General features: G+C 53.9%; 9 protein-coding genes. 2 read left to right on the top strand and 7 right to left on the bottom strand.

The features are described from left to right. Positions 1–29: 29 nt before the first annotated feature. From GW591_RS18855 to greB, 5 genes are all read right to left on the bottom strand, one after another. Positions 30–269 (bottom strand): FeoC-like transcriptional regulator, encoded by a 240-nt coding sequence (locus GW591_RS18855; protein ID WP_013573588.1) that lies wholly within the window; start codon positions 267–269, stop codon positions 30–32. Positions 270–277: 8 nt separating this feature from the next. Beyond that, positions 278–2,596, bottom strand: a complete 2,319-nt coding sequence (gene feoB / locus GW591_RS18850; protein WP_014411500.1) for a Fe(2+) transporter permease subunit FeoB — start codon at positions 2,594–2,596, stop codon at positions 278–280. An 86-nt stretch (positions 2,597–2,682) separates the two neighbouring features. Next, positions 2,683–2,907: a ferrous iron transporter A gene (gene feoA / locus GW591_RS18845; protein ID WP_013573590.1), complete on the bottom strand. Its 225-nt coding sequence runs from the start codon at positions 2,905–2,907 to the stop codon at positions 2,683–2,685. A gap of 398 nt (positions 2,908–3,305) precedes the next feature. Then, positions 3,306–5,636: a Tex family protein gene (locus tag GW591_RS18840; RefSeq protein WP_131638459.1), complete on the bottom strand. Its 2,331-nt coding sequence runs from the start codon at positions 5,634–5,636 to the stop codon at positions 3,306–3,308. Between the two features lie 111 nt (positions 5,637–5,747). Continuing rightward, positions 5,748–6,221 (bottom strand): transcription elongation factor GreB, encoded by a 474-nt coding sequence (gene greB, locus GW591_RS18835; RefSeq protein WP_013573592.1) that lies wholly within the window; start codon positions 6,219–6,221, stop codon positions 5,748–5,750. 231 nt (positions 6,222–6,452) lie between these two features. Between greB and GW591_RS18830 the strand changes: the two genes are divergently transcribed. Then, positions 6,453–12,470: an alpha-2-macroglobulin family protein gene (locus tag GW591_RS18830; protein ID WP_166861240.1), complete on the top strand. Its 6,018-nt coding sequence runs from the start codon at positions 6,453–6,455 to the stop codon at positions 12,468–12,470. Positions 12,471–12,526: 56 nt separating this feature from the next. Continuing rightward, on the top strand, positions 12,527–14,896 hold the full coding sequence (gene pbpC / locus GW591_RS18825) for a penicillin-binding protein 1C (protein WP_166861238.1): 2,370 nt from the start codon (positions 12,527–12,529) through the stop codon (positions 14,894–14,896). 14 nt (positions 14,897–14,910) lie between these two features. Here pbpC and GW591_RS18820 read toward each other — a convergent pair whose 3' ends face one another. Further along, complete coding sequence (locus GW591_RS18820) at positions 14,911–16,026, bottom strand: fimbrial protein (RefSeq protein WP_119261113.1); 1,116 nt, start codon at positions 16,024–16,026, stop codon at positions 14,911–14,913. Positions 16,027–16,035: 9 nt separating this feature from the next. Further along, positions 16,036–18,546 (bottom strand): fimbria/pilus outer membrane usher protein, encoded by a 2,511-nt coding sequence (locus GW591_RS18815; RefSeq protein WP_225444970.1) that lies wholly within the window; start codon positions 18,544–18,546, stop codon positions 16,036–16,038. Positions 18,547–18,592 lie beyond the last annotated feature (46 nt).

The following is an 18,592-nucleotide window of genomic DNA, read 5'->3' as shown; positions in this document are numbered from 1 at the left end:
GCGACGCGGCTATCAGGAAAGGCTTTGAATCAGTGTCGGGTGAGCTGATAGCTCACCGTGAGGCATTTCTTGCCGTCGGCGCAGCTTTTACAACTGCCGCTCAGACAACTGTCATCAGCTTCGACCACTTCTGCTTTGCGCATGGCGACCAGCCGTTCAAGCATCGCCTGCACCAGCGGTTGTGGTGCATTAAGCTGATGGCTGAGCTGGCGGGCATCTGCCCGCCCGGCCAGTGCGAGACTGTCGCGAACCTGAATCAGACTGGTCATCTCATCTCCTAATGGCAATCGCTGCCGGTAGCGGGTTTACAACAGGCCGCCACATTGCGCGGTTGCAGATGAACGCTGACCCGGCTGCGGGCTTTGCGCAGGGCGGTTAAGACGAGGGCATTGAAGATCAGTACGATCAGGATAATGCCCGCGCTGTGTGCCGGATGCGTGCTGAACGTTGCCGCCTGATAGAACAGGGTTGCCAGTGAGTACGCCACGTTCAGCCCCCAGAAGATCGAGAACGTCATCCAGCTACGGCTGGTTTCACGGGCAATCGCCCCCATCACCGAGACGCAAGGCACGTAAAGCAATACAAAGATCAGGTAGCTGTAAGCCGAAATCGCCGAACCAAATTTGGTGCTCATGACGCCCATTGAGCTGACGCCCATTTCACCGTCGCCTTTGCTGGCTTCGATCGGGTTCGACAGCACGCTGATGCTGAAGGTATCTTTCAGACCCTGCCAGGTTTCTTTTACCGCGCCGCCCAGTTCATCGAACAGGTTAAAACTGGCCGCATCGAAGGCTTCATTGGTGATGTGTTCGGCGGTATATAGCGTGTTCAGCGTACCGACCACCACCTCTTTTGCCATCGCACCGGTGACCAGACCCACGGTCGCCTGCCAGTTGTCAGGATGTACGCCCATCGGCGAGAGCACCGGTGTCAGCACTTTACTGACTGACGCCAGCGCCGAGTCATTGATGTTATCCACCGCCTTGCCGCTGAACGAGAAACTGTTCAGTGCGCCGATGAAAATACTGGCAATCACGATCACCTTACCGGCGCGCAGTACGAAACCTTTCAGACGTTGCCACGTTTGCAGCAGCAGGCTTTTCAGGTGCGGAACGTGATACACCGGCAGTTCCATCACAAACGGCGAGGCTTCGCCGCGCATGATGGTGTATTTCAGCAGCAGTCCGGTCAGGATAGCGACCACGATGCCCAACAGATACAGCGAGAACACCACGGATGCGCCGTCCTGCCCGAAAAAGGCCGCAGAGAACACCGCAAAAATCGCCAGACGTGCGCCGCATGACATGAACGGCGCCATCATCACGGTGATCAGCCTTTCACGCGGCGCATCCAGCGTGCGGGCACCCATAATAGACGGCACGTTACAGCCGAAACCGACAATCAGTGGCACGAAGGATTTACCCGGCAGGCCGAGCGACTGCATCAGCCTGTCCATGACGAACGCGGCACGTGCCATATAACCGGAGTCTTCAAGGAACGACAGAAACAGATACATCATGCCGATTTGTGGCACCAGCGGCAGCACGGTATTGATACCGCCACCCAGCCCCTGTGCCAGAAAAATGGTCAGCCATTGCGGGAAATGCAGGGTAAAGCCAATCCACTGCATGCCCTGAATGAAAATCGCGGCGGAGCCGATATCGAAAATCGGCTGCAGCGCACCACCGATGTTGATGGCCAGCACGAACATCAGATACATCACCAGCAGGAAAATCGGTACGCCCAGAAAGCGGTTGAGGATCACGCGATCGAGCACCTGCGTCAGTTTATTCGGCGCCGTAAGGTGGGAGTTGCTGATCTCTGCGCAAAGCGCCGCGATGCTCTGATAACGCGCATCGGCGATCAGCAGTGCCGGATCGTCCAGTTTCTGCTCAGCCAGCCGGGCTCTCACCTGCGGCAATAATGCCTGTGCGTTGCCTGCGTGCGTCTGGCTATAAATATCCCCTTCAAGAATTTGCAGTGCCAGCCAGCGGCGTTGTTGCAGCGCCATGGCTGGCGGCATTTCGGCGGCCAAGACATCGACTTCCTGTTGTAAAACCGGATGATATTGCACACGTTCCAGCACAGCCACTTGTGGCAATTCGTCGATGGCGGCTTTCAGTTCTTTGATGCCGCTGGCACGGGTAGAAACCAGCGCCACCACAGGGCAACCCAGACGAGCAGACAGCGCAGGGATATCAATATTGATGTTCTGGATTTTGGCGATATCCAGCATGTTCAGCGCCACGATGCATGGCACGCCCAGTTCCAGCAGTTGCAGTGTCAGGTATAAATTGCGCTCGAGGTTTGAGGCATCGACGACGTTGATCATCAGATCCGCGTCGCCGCTCAGAATGTAATGGCAGGCAATTTGTTCATCGAGCGAAGTTTGCTCGGAAATGGTGGTCAGGGAATAGGTACCCGGTAAATCCACCAGCGTAATCTGGTGCGCTGCGGTGGCAAACTGACCTTCTTTGCGCTCGACGGTCACGCCTGCCCAGTTACCGACACGCTGGCGTGAACCGGTTAACTGATTGAAAAGCGTGGTCTTACCTGAGTTTGGGTTACCAATCAGGCCGATCGTTAATGGTTTCATTCGATAAAATCTACGTGTCAGAAAAGGTAAACATGCAAGCCCGGGGCCGCAGCGAAAAATGAACTGTCAAAGGCCTGATGTTGGGATCAGGCCATCATCTCGAGCTGGAGGAGATCGAGGTCTTTTCTGCGGACGACGAGGCTGGTACGGCGGGTTTCGATTTGTACCGGATCACCCATCGGCGCAACGCGGATAATGTTGAAAAATGACCCCGGTAACATCCCGAGTGACAACAGTTTCTGCCGGTAAGCCGGGCTGATTTCGTGTGAAAAGCCGGTAATTTTATAAGCACGTTTTGATTGAAGTTGCATAGTTCCTCGCGAAGCATTCAGGCATTTTGGGGGCAGCGTGACAAAGGTTACGCCGCGCTTCCGTGCCCGGTGATCTCACTTAACTGCGAAATATTGCTCAGAAATTGTCCATGGTGCGAAATTGTCAGCCTGTGGCTGACGGCGTATTGAATACGCAAAGAAGTACAAACGAGAATAGTTATCATAATTAGTACGCGTATAGAGACAAAAGAAAAGAGGGGGTGCCTCTTCACGGGAATCTCCACCGCGTCGCTATCGTATGCCTGCCGGATGGCCGATTTATTGATTTACCTCAGTGATTGATTCATTAAGACAGAGTTTAAAAAGTGTCGAAAAAAGATACATAAAAAAAGCCGCTGGATATCAGCGGCTTTGGTGTGGCGGGGAAAAACGAAGAATTAACGTTTTTTGCCGAGCGCGGCGGCCAGAGCATCGGCCATCGCGTTATTGCCTGCTGGCGCGGCATTGCGGCCCGACGGTTTGTTTGGCGCGTGGCGTTTCTGATTGTCTCGTGAATCTGACGCTGGCGCGGAAGAACGGCGCGCGGGTGCTTCGCCCGGTTGCTCGTCCAGTCGCATGGTCAGCGCGATACGTTTGCGTTGCAGATCGACTTCCATCACTTTGACTTTGACGATGTCGCCGGCTTTCACCACTGTGTGGGGATCTTCGACGAATTTGTTCGCCAGTGACGAGATGTGAACCAGGCCGTCCTGATGGACACCAATATCGACGAACGCACCAAAGTTGGTGACGTTAGTGACAGAGCCTTCGAGGATCATGCCCGGCATCAGGTCGTTCATGGTTTCCACGCCCTCGGCAAAGGTCGCGGTTTTAAACTCTGGACGCGGATCGTGCCCCGGTTTTTCCAGCTCTTTGATAATGTCGGTGACCGTCGGCACACCGAACTGCTCATCGGTGAATTCGCTGGCTTTCAGGCCACGCAGCACATTGGAATCGCCCATCAGTTCTTTCAGCGCCAGCTGTGTCGCCGCCAGAATGCGTTCCACTACCGGATAGGTTTCCGGGTGAACTGTCGAGGCATCAAGCGGGTTGTCGCCGTGGTTGATACGCAGGAAGCCCGCGCATTGCTCAAAGGCTTTTGGCCCCAGACGGCTGACTTTCAGCAACTGTTCGCGGTTACGGAACTGACCGTTTTCGTCGCGCCAGTTAACGATATTCTGCGCCATCATGCGTGTCAGACCGGCCACGCGGGTCAGCAGGGGAACGGATGCGGTATTGAGATCAACACCCACGGCGTTCACGCAGTCTTCGACCACGGTATCGAGTTTTTTCGCCAGCTGAGACTGGCTGACGTCGTGCTGATACTGACCAACACCGATGGATTTCGGGTCGATTTTCACCAGCTCCGCCAGCGGATCTTGTAATCGACGGGCGATAGAGACTGCGCCGCGAATAGAAACATCCAGATCCGGGAATTCCAGCGCCGCCAGTTCGGAGGCGGAATACACCGATGCACCGGCTTCACTGACAATCACTTTCTGCGCTTTTACCGCCGGGAACTGTTTTTGCAGCTCAAGGAAGAAGCGCTCGGTCTCGCGGGACGCGGTGCCATTACCGATCGCCACCAGTTCGACATTATGTTTGATGCACAGCGCGGCAACCTGTTGTGCGGCTTTTGCAGCCTGACCGGTGTGGGGATAAACCGTATCGATATCCACCAGTTTGCCGGTGTTATCCACAACGGCGACTTTTACACCGGTACGTAAACCCGGATCGAGACCCATAGTGGCGCGCATACCGGCGGGGGCGGCCATCAGCAAATCGTGCATGTTGCGGGCAAAAACGTTGATCGCTTCATCTTCGGCGCGTTCGCGCACGGTGCCCATCAGCTCGGTTTCGAGGTGCAGCAGCACTTTGATACGCCATGTCCAGTTGACCACGGCACGACGCCAGACGTCAGCAGGCGCGTTGTTCAGGCGCAGGCCCAGATGGTCGATGATCAGTTGTTCGGCATAGCTTTCTTTTGGCGGCTCGTCATGCTGCGGATCGGCATTCAGCGCCAGTTGTAAGATACCTTCGTTGCGGCCGCGGAACATCGCCAGCGCGCGGTGCGAAGGCACCTGAGAAATCGGTTCGTGATGGTCGAAATAGTCGCGGAATTTCGCGCCTTCCTGCTCTTTACCTTCCACCATCCGGGACGTCAGATGGGCGTTTTTCCACAGGTAATCGCGGACTTTCGCCAGCAGCGCGGCATCTTCAGCGAAACGCTCCATCAGAATGTAACGTGCGCCATCAAGGGCAGCTTTGGTGTCGGCCACGCCTTTATCGGCATCAATGAATTTTGCGGCAGCAGCGTCCGGCTCGTTTTGTGGCTCGTTCCACAGCAATTCGGCCAGCGGCTCCAGACCGGCTTCGATAGCGATTTGTCCGCGCGTGCGGCGCTTGGGTTTGAACGGCAGGTAAAGGTCTTCCAGCTCGGTTTTGCTCAGCGTGGTATTAATGGCTTTTGCCAGGTCGTCGCTGAGTTTGCCCTGTTCCTCGATAGATTTGAGGATGGTCTGGCGGCGGTCTTCCAGCTCCCGCAGATAACCCAGACGGGTGTCCAACTGACGCAGTTGGGTATCGTCCAACCCACCGGTGACTTCCTTACGATACCGCGCAATAAACGGCACGGTATTACCTTCATCCAGCAGACGCACCACGGAAGCAACCTGCTCCGGGCGAACCTGCAATTCACTTGCGATAATGCGGCTCAGTTGATCATTCATAGGTCTGATATCAGTTTTTTTCGTTTAAAAAGCAGGGCACAGTTATACGGTTTGAAGACATAAAATGCCAGTCATCAGGCTGTCCGCCTGCGTGTTTTGAGAGTTAGCTGATCATTTCCCGTAGTCAATCTCATTGACGTACCAGGTCGCGTCGCCAACCGGCGTGGTGACCACCAGACTGTCGCCGACTTCTTTTTTCAACAGCGCGCGCGCCATCGGCGAGTCGATAGAAATGTAGTCTTTGCGGCCAAAAATTTCGTCATATCCGACAATGCGGAAACGCTTGATGTCGCCGTCGTCATTTTCGACTTCCACCCAGGCACCAAAGAACACTTTGCCGTCCTGTTGCGGTGAATAATCGACGATGCGCAGCTGTTCCATGCATTTGGTCAGATAGCGGATGCGGCGGTCGATTTCACGCAGCCGTTTCTTATTGTACTGGTAATCGGCATTTTCACTGCGGTCGCCCAGGCTTGCAGCCCAGGTGACCTTTTTGGTCACTTCGGGGCGTTCATCGCGCCACAGGAAATCCAGTTCAGTTTTGAGCTTGTCGTAGCCTTCACGGGTAATCAGTTTCGTCTTCATGTCACCTGTCGCTTTGCGCAAAATCCTCGCGCTATTGTTTCACACAATCGTGTCGCTGGCAGCGCAGAAATCAGCCGGAAACTCCCGGTTGCTGCTACGCTTTATCTGATGGCTTTTTAGGCGAATAATCATTATCCTGCGGCGCAATGCGTTGAATTTAATAAAAGTCCTGATTCGCATAAAAATATCACTTCTGGCGATGGTTCACAGGGATTAGGGGTACAGCAACAAATGGATTTATTAAAATTCTTACTTCGTCTGCCTTTTACATTGATAAAAGGTGTTTTCCGCGTGCTGGCTTTTGTTCTGGGTCTGCTGGGTCGTGTCTTCAAACCGCTGGTCGGGAATATTGACTGGCGGGCGCCTGCCTGGTGGACGGCCACTTCCGGCTGGCTGAAGCGCAGCTTTACACGGATGGAAAATGGCGTAGATAAATACCCGAAAGCCATCAGTCTGGCGATTCTGGTTTTGCTGTGCGCCGCAGGTGCTGGCGTTTACGGCTGGCACTGGTGGCTCAATCGCCCGCAGCCGATAGAACCTGCACCAATGGTTTATCAGGACACCAGCGTCAGCGTCAGCGGCCCCGAGTCCGTCAATTACGCCGCACAAAAGCCTGCACCGCAGCAAGTCATTTTTAGTTTCCGCCATTCTGCCGCGCCCGTGACGGAAGTGGGCAAAGTGGTCGAAAAAGGGATTTCCCTGAAACCTGCCACGGAAGGTGAATGGAAATGGGTAAGTGGTTACACCTTAGTGTTCACGCCTAAAAATCCGCTGCCGATGGGCAACAAATATGATGTGAACTTCACCCCTGATGTGCTGCTTGCGCCACAAATTAAACTGGCGAAAACTCGCTATGAATTTTCTGCCCCAGCTTTCGGTTATCAGTTGGGTCAGGCCGAGTATTATCAGGACCCGCAGGATCCCCAAAAACGCAGTGCGATTTTTAACGTTAAATTCAACGCACCGGTGGATGTCGCCAGTTTCGAAAAACAGATTTCGCTTGGCCTGACCGAAGGGAAAGCCAAAACCGGGACGAAACTCAATTATTCTGTGGTCTATGACCAGAAGAAACTCAATGCCTGGGTACATTCCGAACCGCTGAAATCGCTGGATCACGGTGGTTCCGTGCGTGTCATCATTGGCGAAGGCGTGAAAGCCTCTGTACCCTCAAATGCCACCGCGCAGGCGAGGAATGGCGTGGTGTCCGTGCCGACGCTCTATAGCCTGACGGTGAACGAAGCCAGCGCGCAGGTAGTGGATGCCGATGGCGCGAAAGGCCAGCGTGCGCTGATCGTCGGGTTCAGCGACGCGGTCAAAGACAACGATATCCGCCAGGCAGTCAAAGTGTGGTTACTGCCACAGCATAATCCAAACGATCAGGACGAAGCCAAAGGCCCGGATGATTACGCAAGCTGGGCAGTCGACAGCGTCGAGAATAATGTGCTCGCGCAGGCCACCCCGCTGAATATCCAGCTTAATGACGCGGAAAGTGATTATCAGCCGCAGTTCAGCTTCCGTTTCGATGCGCCAGCCCACCGTGCCATGCTGGTGGAGATTGACAATATTCTGACATCTTCCGGCGGCTATAAAATGCCGGAAAAAGTCTACCGCATCGTTCAGGTTCCGGATTATCCGAAATCCCTGCAATTTATGTCGCAAGGCTCGTTGCTGTCGGTCAACGGTGACAAGCAAATCAGCGTCGCGGCGCGTAACGTACCGGGGCTGCGCCTGGACATCAAACGGGTGATCCCGAGCCAGCTGCAACACATCGTGTCGTTCAAAAGTCGTGAATATTCATCGGCGGAATTTAACCGCCTGAATGACGAGTATTTCACCGAGCACTTCAAATATCAGACGGCGGTGAATAACGACAAGCCGGGTGAAGTGAATTATCAGGGCGTCGATCTTTCGCGTTATCTCTCCACCGATCCGACCTCGCATCGCGGCGTATTCCTGCTGACGCTGTCGGAATGGGATCCGAAAAAGAAAGAAGTGAAACCGGAAGCGGATGACGACGGCAATGTGTATCAGGATGAAGACCAGAGCGGAGATGAAGCGCCGGTTGGCGATTCGCGATTCGTTGTTGTCACCGATTTGGGGATTATTGCCAAGCGTTCGCAGGATAAAACACGCGACGTATTTGTGCAGTCAATTCACAGCGGCACACCGGTGGCAAATGCGAAAGTCTCGGTTATTGCTAAAAACGGCGTCACGCTGCTGACTCAAACCACCGGTGCTGACGGGCATGTACGTTTCCCGGCGCTGGACGTTTATACCAGCGAGCGTCAGCCGGTGATGTTCCTGGTGGAAAAAGAGGGCGATGTCTCCTTCCTGCCAGCGGACCGGAATAACGATCGCGGCCTCGACTTCTCCCGTTTTGATGTCGATGGCGAAATCACCCCCAATGACCCGCGTACGCTGAGCAGTTATCTGTTCTCCGATCGCGGCGTTTATCGTCCGGGGGATACCTTCAATATCGGGTTGATCACCCGCGCTGCCGACTGGAGCAACGGGCTGGCGGGTGTGCCGGTGCGTGCGGAAATTCACGACCCGCGCGACAAGCTGATGAGCACTATCCCGCTGACGCTCGGTGCCAGCGGTTTCAATGAGCTGAGTTATACCACTGACGATAATTCACCTACCGGTGAATGGAATGTCTATCTGTATCTGATCGGCAAAGACAATGAGTCTTCCACTTTGCTGGGACATACCTCGGTTAACGTCAAAGAGTTCGAGCCGGATCAGCTGAAGGTGAAATTACAACTGACGCCGGAGCGTAAACAAGGCTGGGTGAAACCCTCAGAATTGCAGGCCAATATTGACGTGCAGAACCTGTTCGGTACGCCTGCGCAGGACCGGCGCGTGACCTCGAAACTGACGCTGCGCCCGATGTATCCGAGCTTCGATCAGTTCCCGGATTACGCTTTCTATGAGAACCGCCAGAACAGCGACGGTTTCGAAACGGAACTGGAAGAGCGCACGACGGATGAAAAAGGCGCGGCGAATATCCCGCTGGATCTGAAATCTTACGCTGACGCGACCTATCAGTTGCAACTGCTGTCCGAGGCGTTCGTGGCCGGTGGCGGACGTTCCGTGGCCGCAACGGCTCGGGTGCTGGTATCGCCGTATGACTCTCTGGTCGGCGTAAAAGCCGACGGCGATTTAGGCTATATCAACCGCGATGCAGCGCGCCATCTGAACATTATTGCGGTCGACCCGTCGCTGAAGCAGATTGCGTTGCCGGATCTGAAAGTCGCGCTGATTGAACAGAAATACATTTCAGTGCTCACCAAACAGGATTCCGGCGTTTACAAATATCAGTCGAAAATGAAGGAAGTGCAGTTGTCGGAACAGCCGCTGTCGCTGACGGCGCAGGGCAACGACCTGACGCTGGCGACGGATAAACCGGGTGATTTCGTGCTGGTTATTGAAGATGCGAAAGGCAATGTGCTGAACCGCATTGGCTATACCGTGGCCGGTAACGCCAACCTCAGCCGTTCGCTGGACAGGAATGCCGAACTGAAGCTGAAACTCAATCAGTCGGAGTACCAGCCGGGTGAGGAAATCGAGGTATCCGTTAACGCGCCGTACACCGGCAGCGGGCTGATTACCATCGAGAAAGATAAAGTCTACAGCTGGCAGTGGTTCCATACCGACACCACCAGTTCGGTGCAGAAAATCCGTGTTCCTGCAGGCATGGAAGGCAACGGCTACATCAACGTGCAGTTCGTGCGTGATGTGAATTCCAATGAAATCTTTATGAGCCCGCTGAGCTACGGCGTGATGCCGTTCAAAATCAGCACTAAAGCCCGCCAGAACACTCTCGACGTCAACGCGCCTGAGGTGATTAAACCGGGGGAAAACCTGGTCATGACGGTGAAGACCGACGGCCCGCAACAGGTGGCGCTGTTTGCCGTCGATGAAGGGATTTTGCAGGTGGCGCGTTATCGCCTGAAAGATCCGCTGGAGTACTTCTTCCGTAAACGTGAACTGGGCGTGGAAAGCTCGCAAATTCTGGATCTTATCCTGCCGGAATTCAGCAAGCTGATGCAGCTCGCCGCCGCGCCGGGCGGTGACGCCGGTGAAGGTCTGGATCTGAACGTCAATCCGTTTAAACGTAAGCGCGACAAGCCGGTGGCGTACTGGTCGGGCATTACCGAAGTGAACGGCGAGAAGCAGTTTGATTATCCGGTGCCGGATTATTTCAACGGTAAAATCCGCGTGATGGCGATTTCCGTGACGCCGGACAAAATCGGTAAAGCGCAGACCTCGGCAACCGTGCGCGACAACTTCATCATGACGCCAAACGTGCCGTCGATGGTGGCACCGGGTGATGAGTTTGATGTCAGCGTAGGTGTCAGTAACAACCTCGAAGGGCTGAACGGCAAAAGCATTCCTGTTGCTATCCACCTGACTGTACCGCCGCAGCTTGAAGTGGTGGGCCAGGCCGATCAGAACCTGTCGCTGGCTGAAAAACGCGAGGGCGTGATTAATTTCCGCTTACGCGCCAAAGCCTTGCCGGGTGATGCGCCGCTGGTGTTTGAGGCGACGTATGGCGATAAAACCAGCCGCCGCACGATCAGTACGTCGGTGCGCCCGGCAATGCCGTTCCGCACGCAGTCGGTGATGGGACGCATGAACGGCAGCAGCCAGGACGTCGATAATCTGCGTCAGATGTTTGATGCTTACGCGGTGCGTAAAGCGGCGGTGTCCAACTCGCCGCTGGTACTGACCAGCGGGTTATCCCAGTATCTGGCGGATTATCCGTATTACTGTTCTGAGCAGATTGTCAGCCGCTCGGTGCCGCTGATCCTCGAAACCGTGCATCCGGAAATGCGTGGCAATCTCAGCCCGGCGGACAGCAGCAAGCAACTGAAAGATATGCTGGGGGTGCTGCGTTCACGACAGAACGACAGCGGCGCGATTGGCCTGTGGCGTTCATCGCCGCAAACCGATCCGTTCGTCACGCCGTATGTAGTGCAATATCTGCTGGAAGCCAAAGCGGCGGGCGTTGCGTTGCCAGCCGGTATGCTGGAAGAAGCCAATTCGGCACTGCGCGAACTGGCAGCGAATCAGAATGATGATTTGTATACCCTGCGTCTGCGCGCATGGGCGGTTTATTTGCTGACGCGTCAGGGTGAAATCACCACCAGTTCGCTGGCCTCGGTGCAGGATACCTTGCAGCAGCGCTATCCGGACACCTGGAAAACCGATCTCAGCGCGATGTATCTGGCGTCTTCTTACCGTCTGCTGAAAATGGATGATGAGGCGAATACGCTGTTGCAACCAACGTGGGCGCAACTGAGCAAGGCGTATGACAAAGCCTGGTGGACGCAAAGTTACTTTGATCCACTGGTGCAGGACGCGACGCGGCTGTATCTGATCACCCGTCACTTCCCGGAAAAAGTCTCCGCGATTCCGCCACAGGTGCTGGAAAATATGGTCAAGGCACTGAAAGAGGAACGCTACACCACGTATTCCTCGGCAATGAGCATTCTGGCGCTGGAGAGTTATTCCGCACAGGTGGCGGCGCAGGCCACGGCACCGGATGCGCTGAAAATTACGCAACTAAGCAAAACCAAAAATGTGGAACCGCAGCTGATTTCACAGGTTCAGGGGCTGTTTGCTAAAGCGAATTTCACCGCTGACGCACAGGCACTTCGCATTGAAAACGGCAATAACGCGCCCGCCTGGTACGTGGTGACGCAGGCGGGTTACGATCTGGCAGCGCCGAAGAAAGCCATTTCCCGCGGTCTGGAAATCACCCGCGATTACACCGATGAAAAAGGCAACGCAGTCACGCAGGTGACGCTGGGGCAGAAGATCAATGTGCATCTGAAAGTCCGCGCCAACTCGCAGGAAGGGCAGGACAATCTGGCGATTGTGGATTTGTTGCCGGGCGGATTCGAAGTGGTCCAGCAAACGCCACCGGAACCGGAATCTGACAGCAGTGATGAAAACAGTGAAGCAGAAGCTTCAGCGTCCTGGCAGTCACCGCTGGCGGCATCGGGTTCTACGTGGGCACCGGATTACAGCGATATTCGTGAAGATCGCGTGGTGATTTACGGCAGCGCCAGCACCGATGTGCAGGAGTTTGTGTATCAGATTAAAGCCACCAACACCGGCAGTTTCGTGATCCCTCCGGCTTACGGGGAAGCGATGTATAACCGTGAAGTTCAGGCGTTGTCGGTCAGTGATAAAAAACTGGTGGTCGTGCCGGCTGATGAAGCGGCTGTTGCTAAAAAATAACACAATGCAGAAGCCCCGCCGCTGATGGCGGGGCTTAACCTGTTCTGAGTAGCAAGATGATCACCTTTCGCGCATTTTCTAAAACAGCCAAACGTCTGCTGCAAAACATCGCGATGGCGGTTTTTTTACTGGCGATGATTATTGTGGCATGCCGCCTCTGGCCACATCCGCTCCTTTCTCAGGGCCAGCCTTTTTCCACCGTCTATTATGACCGTCAGGGTACGCTGATGCGCATCACGCTGGCGAACGACGACCGTTATCGCCTCTGGACGCCGCTTGAACAGGTTTCTCCACTGGCGGTGAAAAGCTTGTTGCTGCATGAAGATCGCTGGTTTTATATCAACCCCGGTTTTAACCCGTTCAGCCTGATGCGGGGGTTCTGGCGCAGCTATGTGACGGGTGGAAAGATGCAGGGCGGCTCCACTATCACGATGCAACTGGCGCGGATGCACTGGCATCTGAACACCCGCACGCCATCGGGTAAAATCATGCAGGTTCTGCGCGCGGTGCAACTGGAACTGAGTTATTCCAAACATGACATTCTCGAAGCCTATCTGAATACCGCACCGTACGGGCGAAATATTGAAAGCATTGGCGCGGCCAGCCTGATTTATTTCAACAAAGCCCCGAAGGATCTGACGTTACCGGAAGCACTGACGCTGGCGGTTCTGCCACAATCGCCGAGCTACCGTATCGACTCTAAAACGGGTGTTGTCGGTGCGGCGCTGACGCAGGCTCGTAACCGGCTTTTCCAGCGCTGGCAGGCCCATTATGCAACCGACAGCAGCCAGACTTCATTGTTCAGATTGCCGCTGGCACTGCGCCAGCCCGAACAGATGCCTTATATTGCGCCGCATTTCATCGAGCAGTTACGCCAGCAGAACCCGCAAATTATCCGCACGGATACCCGTATCGACACCACACTGGATGCCGGTTTGCAGCGGCTGATCGTGCGGCAGGTGAATGCGTTTATCACCCGCAACGAAAGCCGTGGGATTCACAATGCTGCTGTTGTGCTGGCCGATACCCGTGATATGGGTGTGCGTGCGCTGGTCGGTTCCGCCGATTACTACAACCGTACGATTCAGGGGCAGGTGAACGGCACCAATGCGAAACGCTCGCCCGGTTCGGCGCTCAAACCGTTTATTTACGCGCTGGGCATGGAGCAGGGCGTGCTGCATCCGATGACTATTCTCAAAGATGTACCTTCAGCATTTGGGGCATATGCGCCGGAGAATTTCGACCGGCGATTTCTCGGACCAGTGACTGCCACCGATGCGCTGAACTTCAGCCGCAACATTCCGGCCGTGTATGTGGCTTCACAGCTTCGCCAGCCGACGTTCTATCAGTTTCTGCGTCTTTCCGGCGTGGCGGATATGTCCAGCGAGAACCATTATGGTTTATCGCTGGTGCTGGGCGGTGGCGAAGTGACGATGCAGGAACTGGCAAAACTGTACGCATTGCTGGCGAACCGTGGCGTCTTACAGCCGTTACGGATGCAGAAATCCGATCCGCGGCAGACAACGCCGGTCAGGTTACTGAGTGAAGAGGCCAGTTTCATCACCCTCGATATGCTGCGCCAGCACCGCCGTCCGGGCGATACGCTGGCACAGGCACCGTCTTCACTGCCAGTTTACTGGAAAACCGGCACGTCCTGGGGCTTTCGTGATGCCTGGAGCGTGGGGGTTTTCGGGCCTTACGTGCTGGTGGTGTGGGAAGGGAATTTCGACAGCAAAGGCAACAACGTGTTTGTCGGTGCCGATGCGGCCGCGCCGCTGTTCTTCAATATTATCGACAGCATTACCGCCAGTTATCCTGATTTGCAGGAACCCAAACGCCCGTTTCCCAAAGGGTTGAAACGGGTGGATATCTGCCTGGCCAGCGGTGATTTGCCGACGCCATGGTGCCAGCAAAAAGGCAAAACCTGGTTTATTCCGGGCAAGTCGCCGATCAAAGTCGATACGGTTTACCGCCCGGTGCGCCTCGATAAACTGACCGGTGAAGTGGCATGCCCGCCTTATGAGGAGGACGAAACCCGTACGGAAGTGTTTGAGTTCTGGCCATCGGATCTGGCGAATGTTTTTGCACAGGCAGGGTTGCCAAAACGTAAGCCCCCGGCGAATCACTGCAAGGATGAGGGCGTTGACGTGAGTGGCAATCCGCCACGCATCACGTCACCGCTGAAAAATACCACCTACACGCTGCGGCAGTCACAGCAAGGCCGTGACCGGATTTCCTTTAATGCGGTCACGGATGCGGACAGTAAAACGGTGTACTGGTTTGTCGATGACATCTACCTCGGCAGCTCCGCCAGCAAATCCGCTATCGACTGGCGGCCTATCAATAACGGCCAGTATCGCATTCGCGCGGTGGACGACCACGGGCGCGCGGACAGCCGGTTGGTGAGTATTGAGATTGTGAACTGAACAGCGTGGCAGGCTTATCGGATATCTATTTTCAAGGTCGCCATCCCACTGAATTCGCCGGTATCCAGCCCGCCACCAATGAGGTTAATTGGGTAAGCCGTCATAGAGATGTTTCCCATACCGTTTTGATTCATGGGTAAGTTTCCAGATTCAAAAGGGATCGCTGTACCGCTGGCATTCTCAACGCGAATACCAATATCGGCTTTATTGTCAGAAGGCCGGCGTCTGGCGACCAGCGTGTACTGATCTGTCAGGTCGTCCCCCTTCAACAGCATGGCAAGCTGTGTACCTGCCGGGATCTTCGGCAATCCATTGGCTGTGCAGTCATACGTAATGTTGAACGTTACAGGAATAAACCCTCTGGGAGGCTGATTGAGCGTGGTGAATTTATTGGTGGCGATGGCACCGAAATTGACCGTGATCGTTTCACCTTTATTGATTTCGCAGCTTTGGGGTACGGTCAGTTTTCCGCTGACGTAGACGCGGGCAACAGGGGAGCCAAGCGGAGGGGCGGTCACTATGGCCGTACCTGATGACAAATAAATCTCAGCGATCTCTGTTCTTGGTATATCCAGTTCTCCGATAAAAGGGGTGGTGATATAAAAAGTTAATGAACCTTGAGAACCAATGTCGAGGCTGGCACGGGTATTTTGCTGCACGCAAACGCCGTTATTATTTGCATCTGTGTGATGCGTGGCATCGCCAAGTGTTTTGGTCGTCGGCACCGGAACATCAGTTGCCGGAGGCAGATCAAGGCTTGCTTTGACATCAATGTGGTCATTAATTTTGTAATATCCCGGCTCAGTTCCCTTAGGTAAGGCGGTTTTTACGGTGTACATCAGCAGTACTCCACTGCGGCTGCTGGCATCTTTGTCGGTACAATTGCAGGCAATGGTGTAATTTTGCATTCCACCATTCATGCTTTTTTCATACTTTTTCCCTCTCTCGTTGTCCGACGCGGGGATGTCTTCATGAAGAAAGTTTTCATAACTCACGGCGGCACCATTTTCTGGCGAGCACATTGCCGATCCCGCTTGTGCGAGGGATGAAAAACTATTTATGGCGATCCCCAACAGTGCGAGCTTTATGAGTGATGTCAGGTTGTGCAAAACCTGTTTTTTAGTGTGCATGAATTATCCTTAAATACACTGAGCCTTCAGCGAATTCACCTGAGAGGTTGAGGCAGAAATGTTGAGTTGAGCCTGACATTGCTGAGATGCGTTATTCCCCCATTTGACATGAAGTAAAACGGGTTTTTCTAACGGGATACCTGACAGATAAACGACGCCGCCCTCATCCACGATATTGCTTTGTTTATCAGTGGCCGCCACGGCACCAAACGGGACTGTGGCCCCGTTTGGTCTGACAAGTGTCACCAAAACTCTGGCCCCCACTCGGGCATCAAAATGTGCCGTCACCATGGCGCCGGAATTCGGGATCACAATGGCTGAGGTATTTTCGATATCTACGTCGTCAGGCAGGGTGGTGGTGTCCATGGCGATACGGTTTTCGTTATACGCAGTCAGATACGGGACGACAGCAAAACCACGCCAGTCTGTTCTGACGCCAGGAAGATTTTGCAGACGTGCCCCACTGGCTCCATTGGTATCAATCAATGCAAAGGAATCACCGAGAGGTTGAGACAAAGTGGCACCCCGGGAATGCGCCACGATCCCGCCGGCAATGCCGTAGCTGAGTTGCTGAGAATCCCTGCTGTAATTGTAACCTGCATTGAGATTGCCAAAGGAGGAGCGGTAAGAAGAGTAAAGGTTGCTGCCGCTTTCACTGTTATGATCGGTATAACTTTGCTGAACTGAATAGCTCAGGCGACGATCGTCAAGCGCGGTTCCGCTTAATCCAACCTGATGCCGTGTCCCTTCGCCTTTCTGGTGAGAGACATTGTATGTCCCCCAGCTTTGTGGCAACCAACGGCTGAGCGGAATACGGACGTTCAGGGATATCTGTTGATCGTTATCCTGATCCTGTAACTGGCTGTAGGAATAGCTCAGGTTATAGCTGATACCAAACAGACTGTTGTTTAAGCCCAGTGAGAGATTCTTCTCCTTGCCGCTGTTGTTCCAGTAGTCCTGTTTGTATCCTGACAGATACAGGCTCGCGCCTTGCCACAATGTCTGATTGATATTGAACTGGATTTTACTGCGTTTGTGATAATCAAGTTCCGGAGCATTGTCGCCATCAAGATATTGTGTAGACTCATCGAAGTCGTAATATCCCGCACTTGAGTACCGATAGCTTGCCAGACTGAAATCTGTGTCGGTCATTTCAATATTTTTCGAATACTGGACGCGATATGACTGACCTGAGGTGGTTTGATTATTGTCCAGTGTGGAACGGGCATGGGTAACATCAGCCGAAATGCCGCCCAGCCACCGGAGGTTATAACCAATACCGATGAGTCCTGAGAGGTAATCTTCAGATACCACAGAGCCACCGTAGGACGTAATGGTGTTTGAAAGACCATAGATAGCCGTACCTTGAGCAAAGGTTGGCTCTTTCTCATTGTTATCTGTCGCGCGATAAGTCCCCGCAGTTGCGCTGTATTTCAAACGACCAGGGCGTTGCATGATGGGAATCGCTGAAAAAGGCTGATTAAACCGGCGTTCAGTCCCGTCAGCTTCTTTCACCGTTATCTCAAGATTTCCGCTGTAGGATGAGGGATAAAGATCGTTAATCTCAAAGGCACCCGGAGGGACAAAAGACTGATAAATAATGTGATCATTTTGCCGGATAGTGACTTCTGCATTTGAGTTTGCAATACCCCGGATGGTGGGTGCGAAACCGCGCTGGCTGTTTGGCAGCATATTATCGTCAGAAAAAAGCTGAACCCCGGAGAACGGGACACTGCTGAGGATTTCTCCGGAGGTCGAGTTTTCACCGATTTGGAATTTTGATTTTAAGGTTTTGATATCCCGTTCGGCGTAGGTTGAGATCGTATCCCAACGCTTCTCACCTCCGCTGTTGCTGTAAGTCGTATAATTACGTAAGCGCCACGGGCCTACGTTGAAGCCATTTTGCAGATTCAGGTATTGGCTGGAATCATCACTGCCATTTCGGTAACTCCTCTGGCCGCCTGAATAGGAATAATTTGAGAAAAGTACAGGTGCGCCGTCATCCCATTTTTCCGGATCAATATAGTCTTCAGCTTTTTGAAGGATCGCTGCCTGCGGAATGCTGAAATTAAGCTGCATGAGGTAGAAATCAAATTTGACGTCTGCAGCAGGGATATATTGTGCAAGCGAACCCAAAGGTGCGTCCGGCTGATGATTTTTTAACGCCGGAAACGCATCAACATTGACGCCCAGTAACCGCAATATATCAGGCGTGATCTGTGGCTCAAGCGTGCCGTCTGGTTTGGACAAGTAGCTGATTGAATGACGTATTTTTAATTTTTTATTCACATACAATGCAGTGTCATAGTTACCTGGTAACTGTGCCTGGTCATTACTCTGGAACAACGAGAGGTCGACATCCCCAACATCACCGGCTTGACGCTCGATGAACTGAGGATCGAAATAGACATTTTCTGAACGGGCCGGGTGAGCGGCGAGTAATCCCAAAGCCGTACTGGCCAGCAGGCCACCCAGTTTTAGCACGAGCGGCGCGGAGGTCTTTTTAATGTCTCCAGACAAGCTCTTCTGTAAAAATTTTTCATCCGTGAGCATAGTTTTCTCGTGC

It is taken from the genome of Rahnella aceris, assembly GCF_011684115.1.
GTDB classification, from domain to species: domain Bacteria; phylum Pseudomonadota; class Gammaproteobacteria; order Enterobacterales; family Enterobacteriaceae; genus Rahnella; species Rahnella aceris.
The sequence above is the reverse complement of the archived record's forward strand: the minus strand, read 5'-3'. Positions and strand labels throughout refer to the sequence as shown.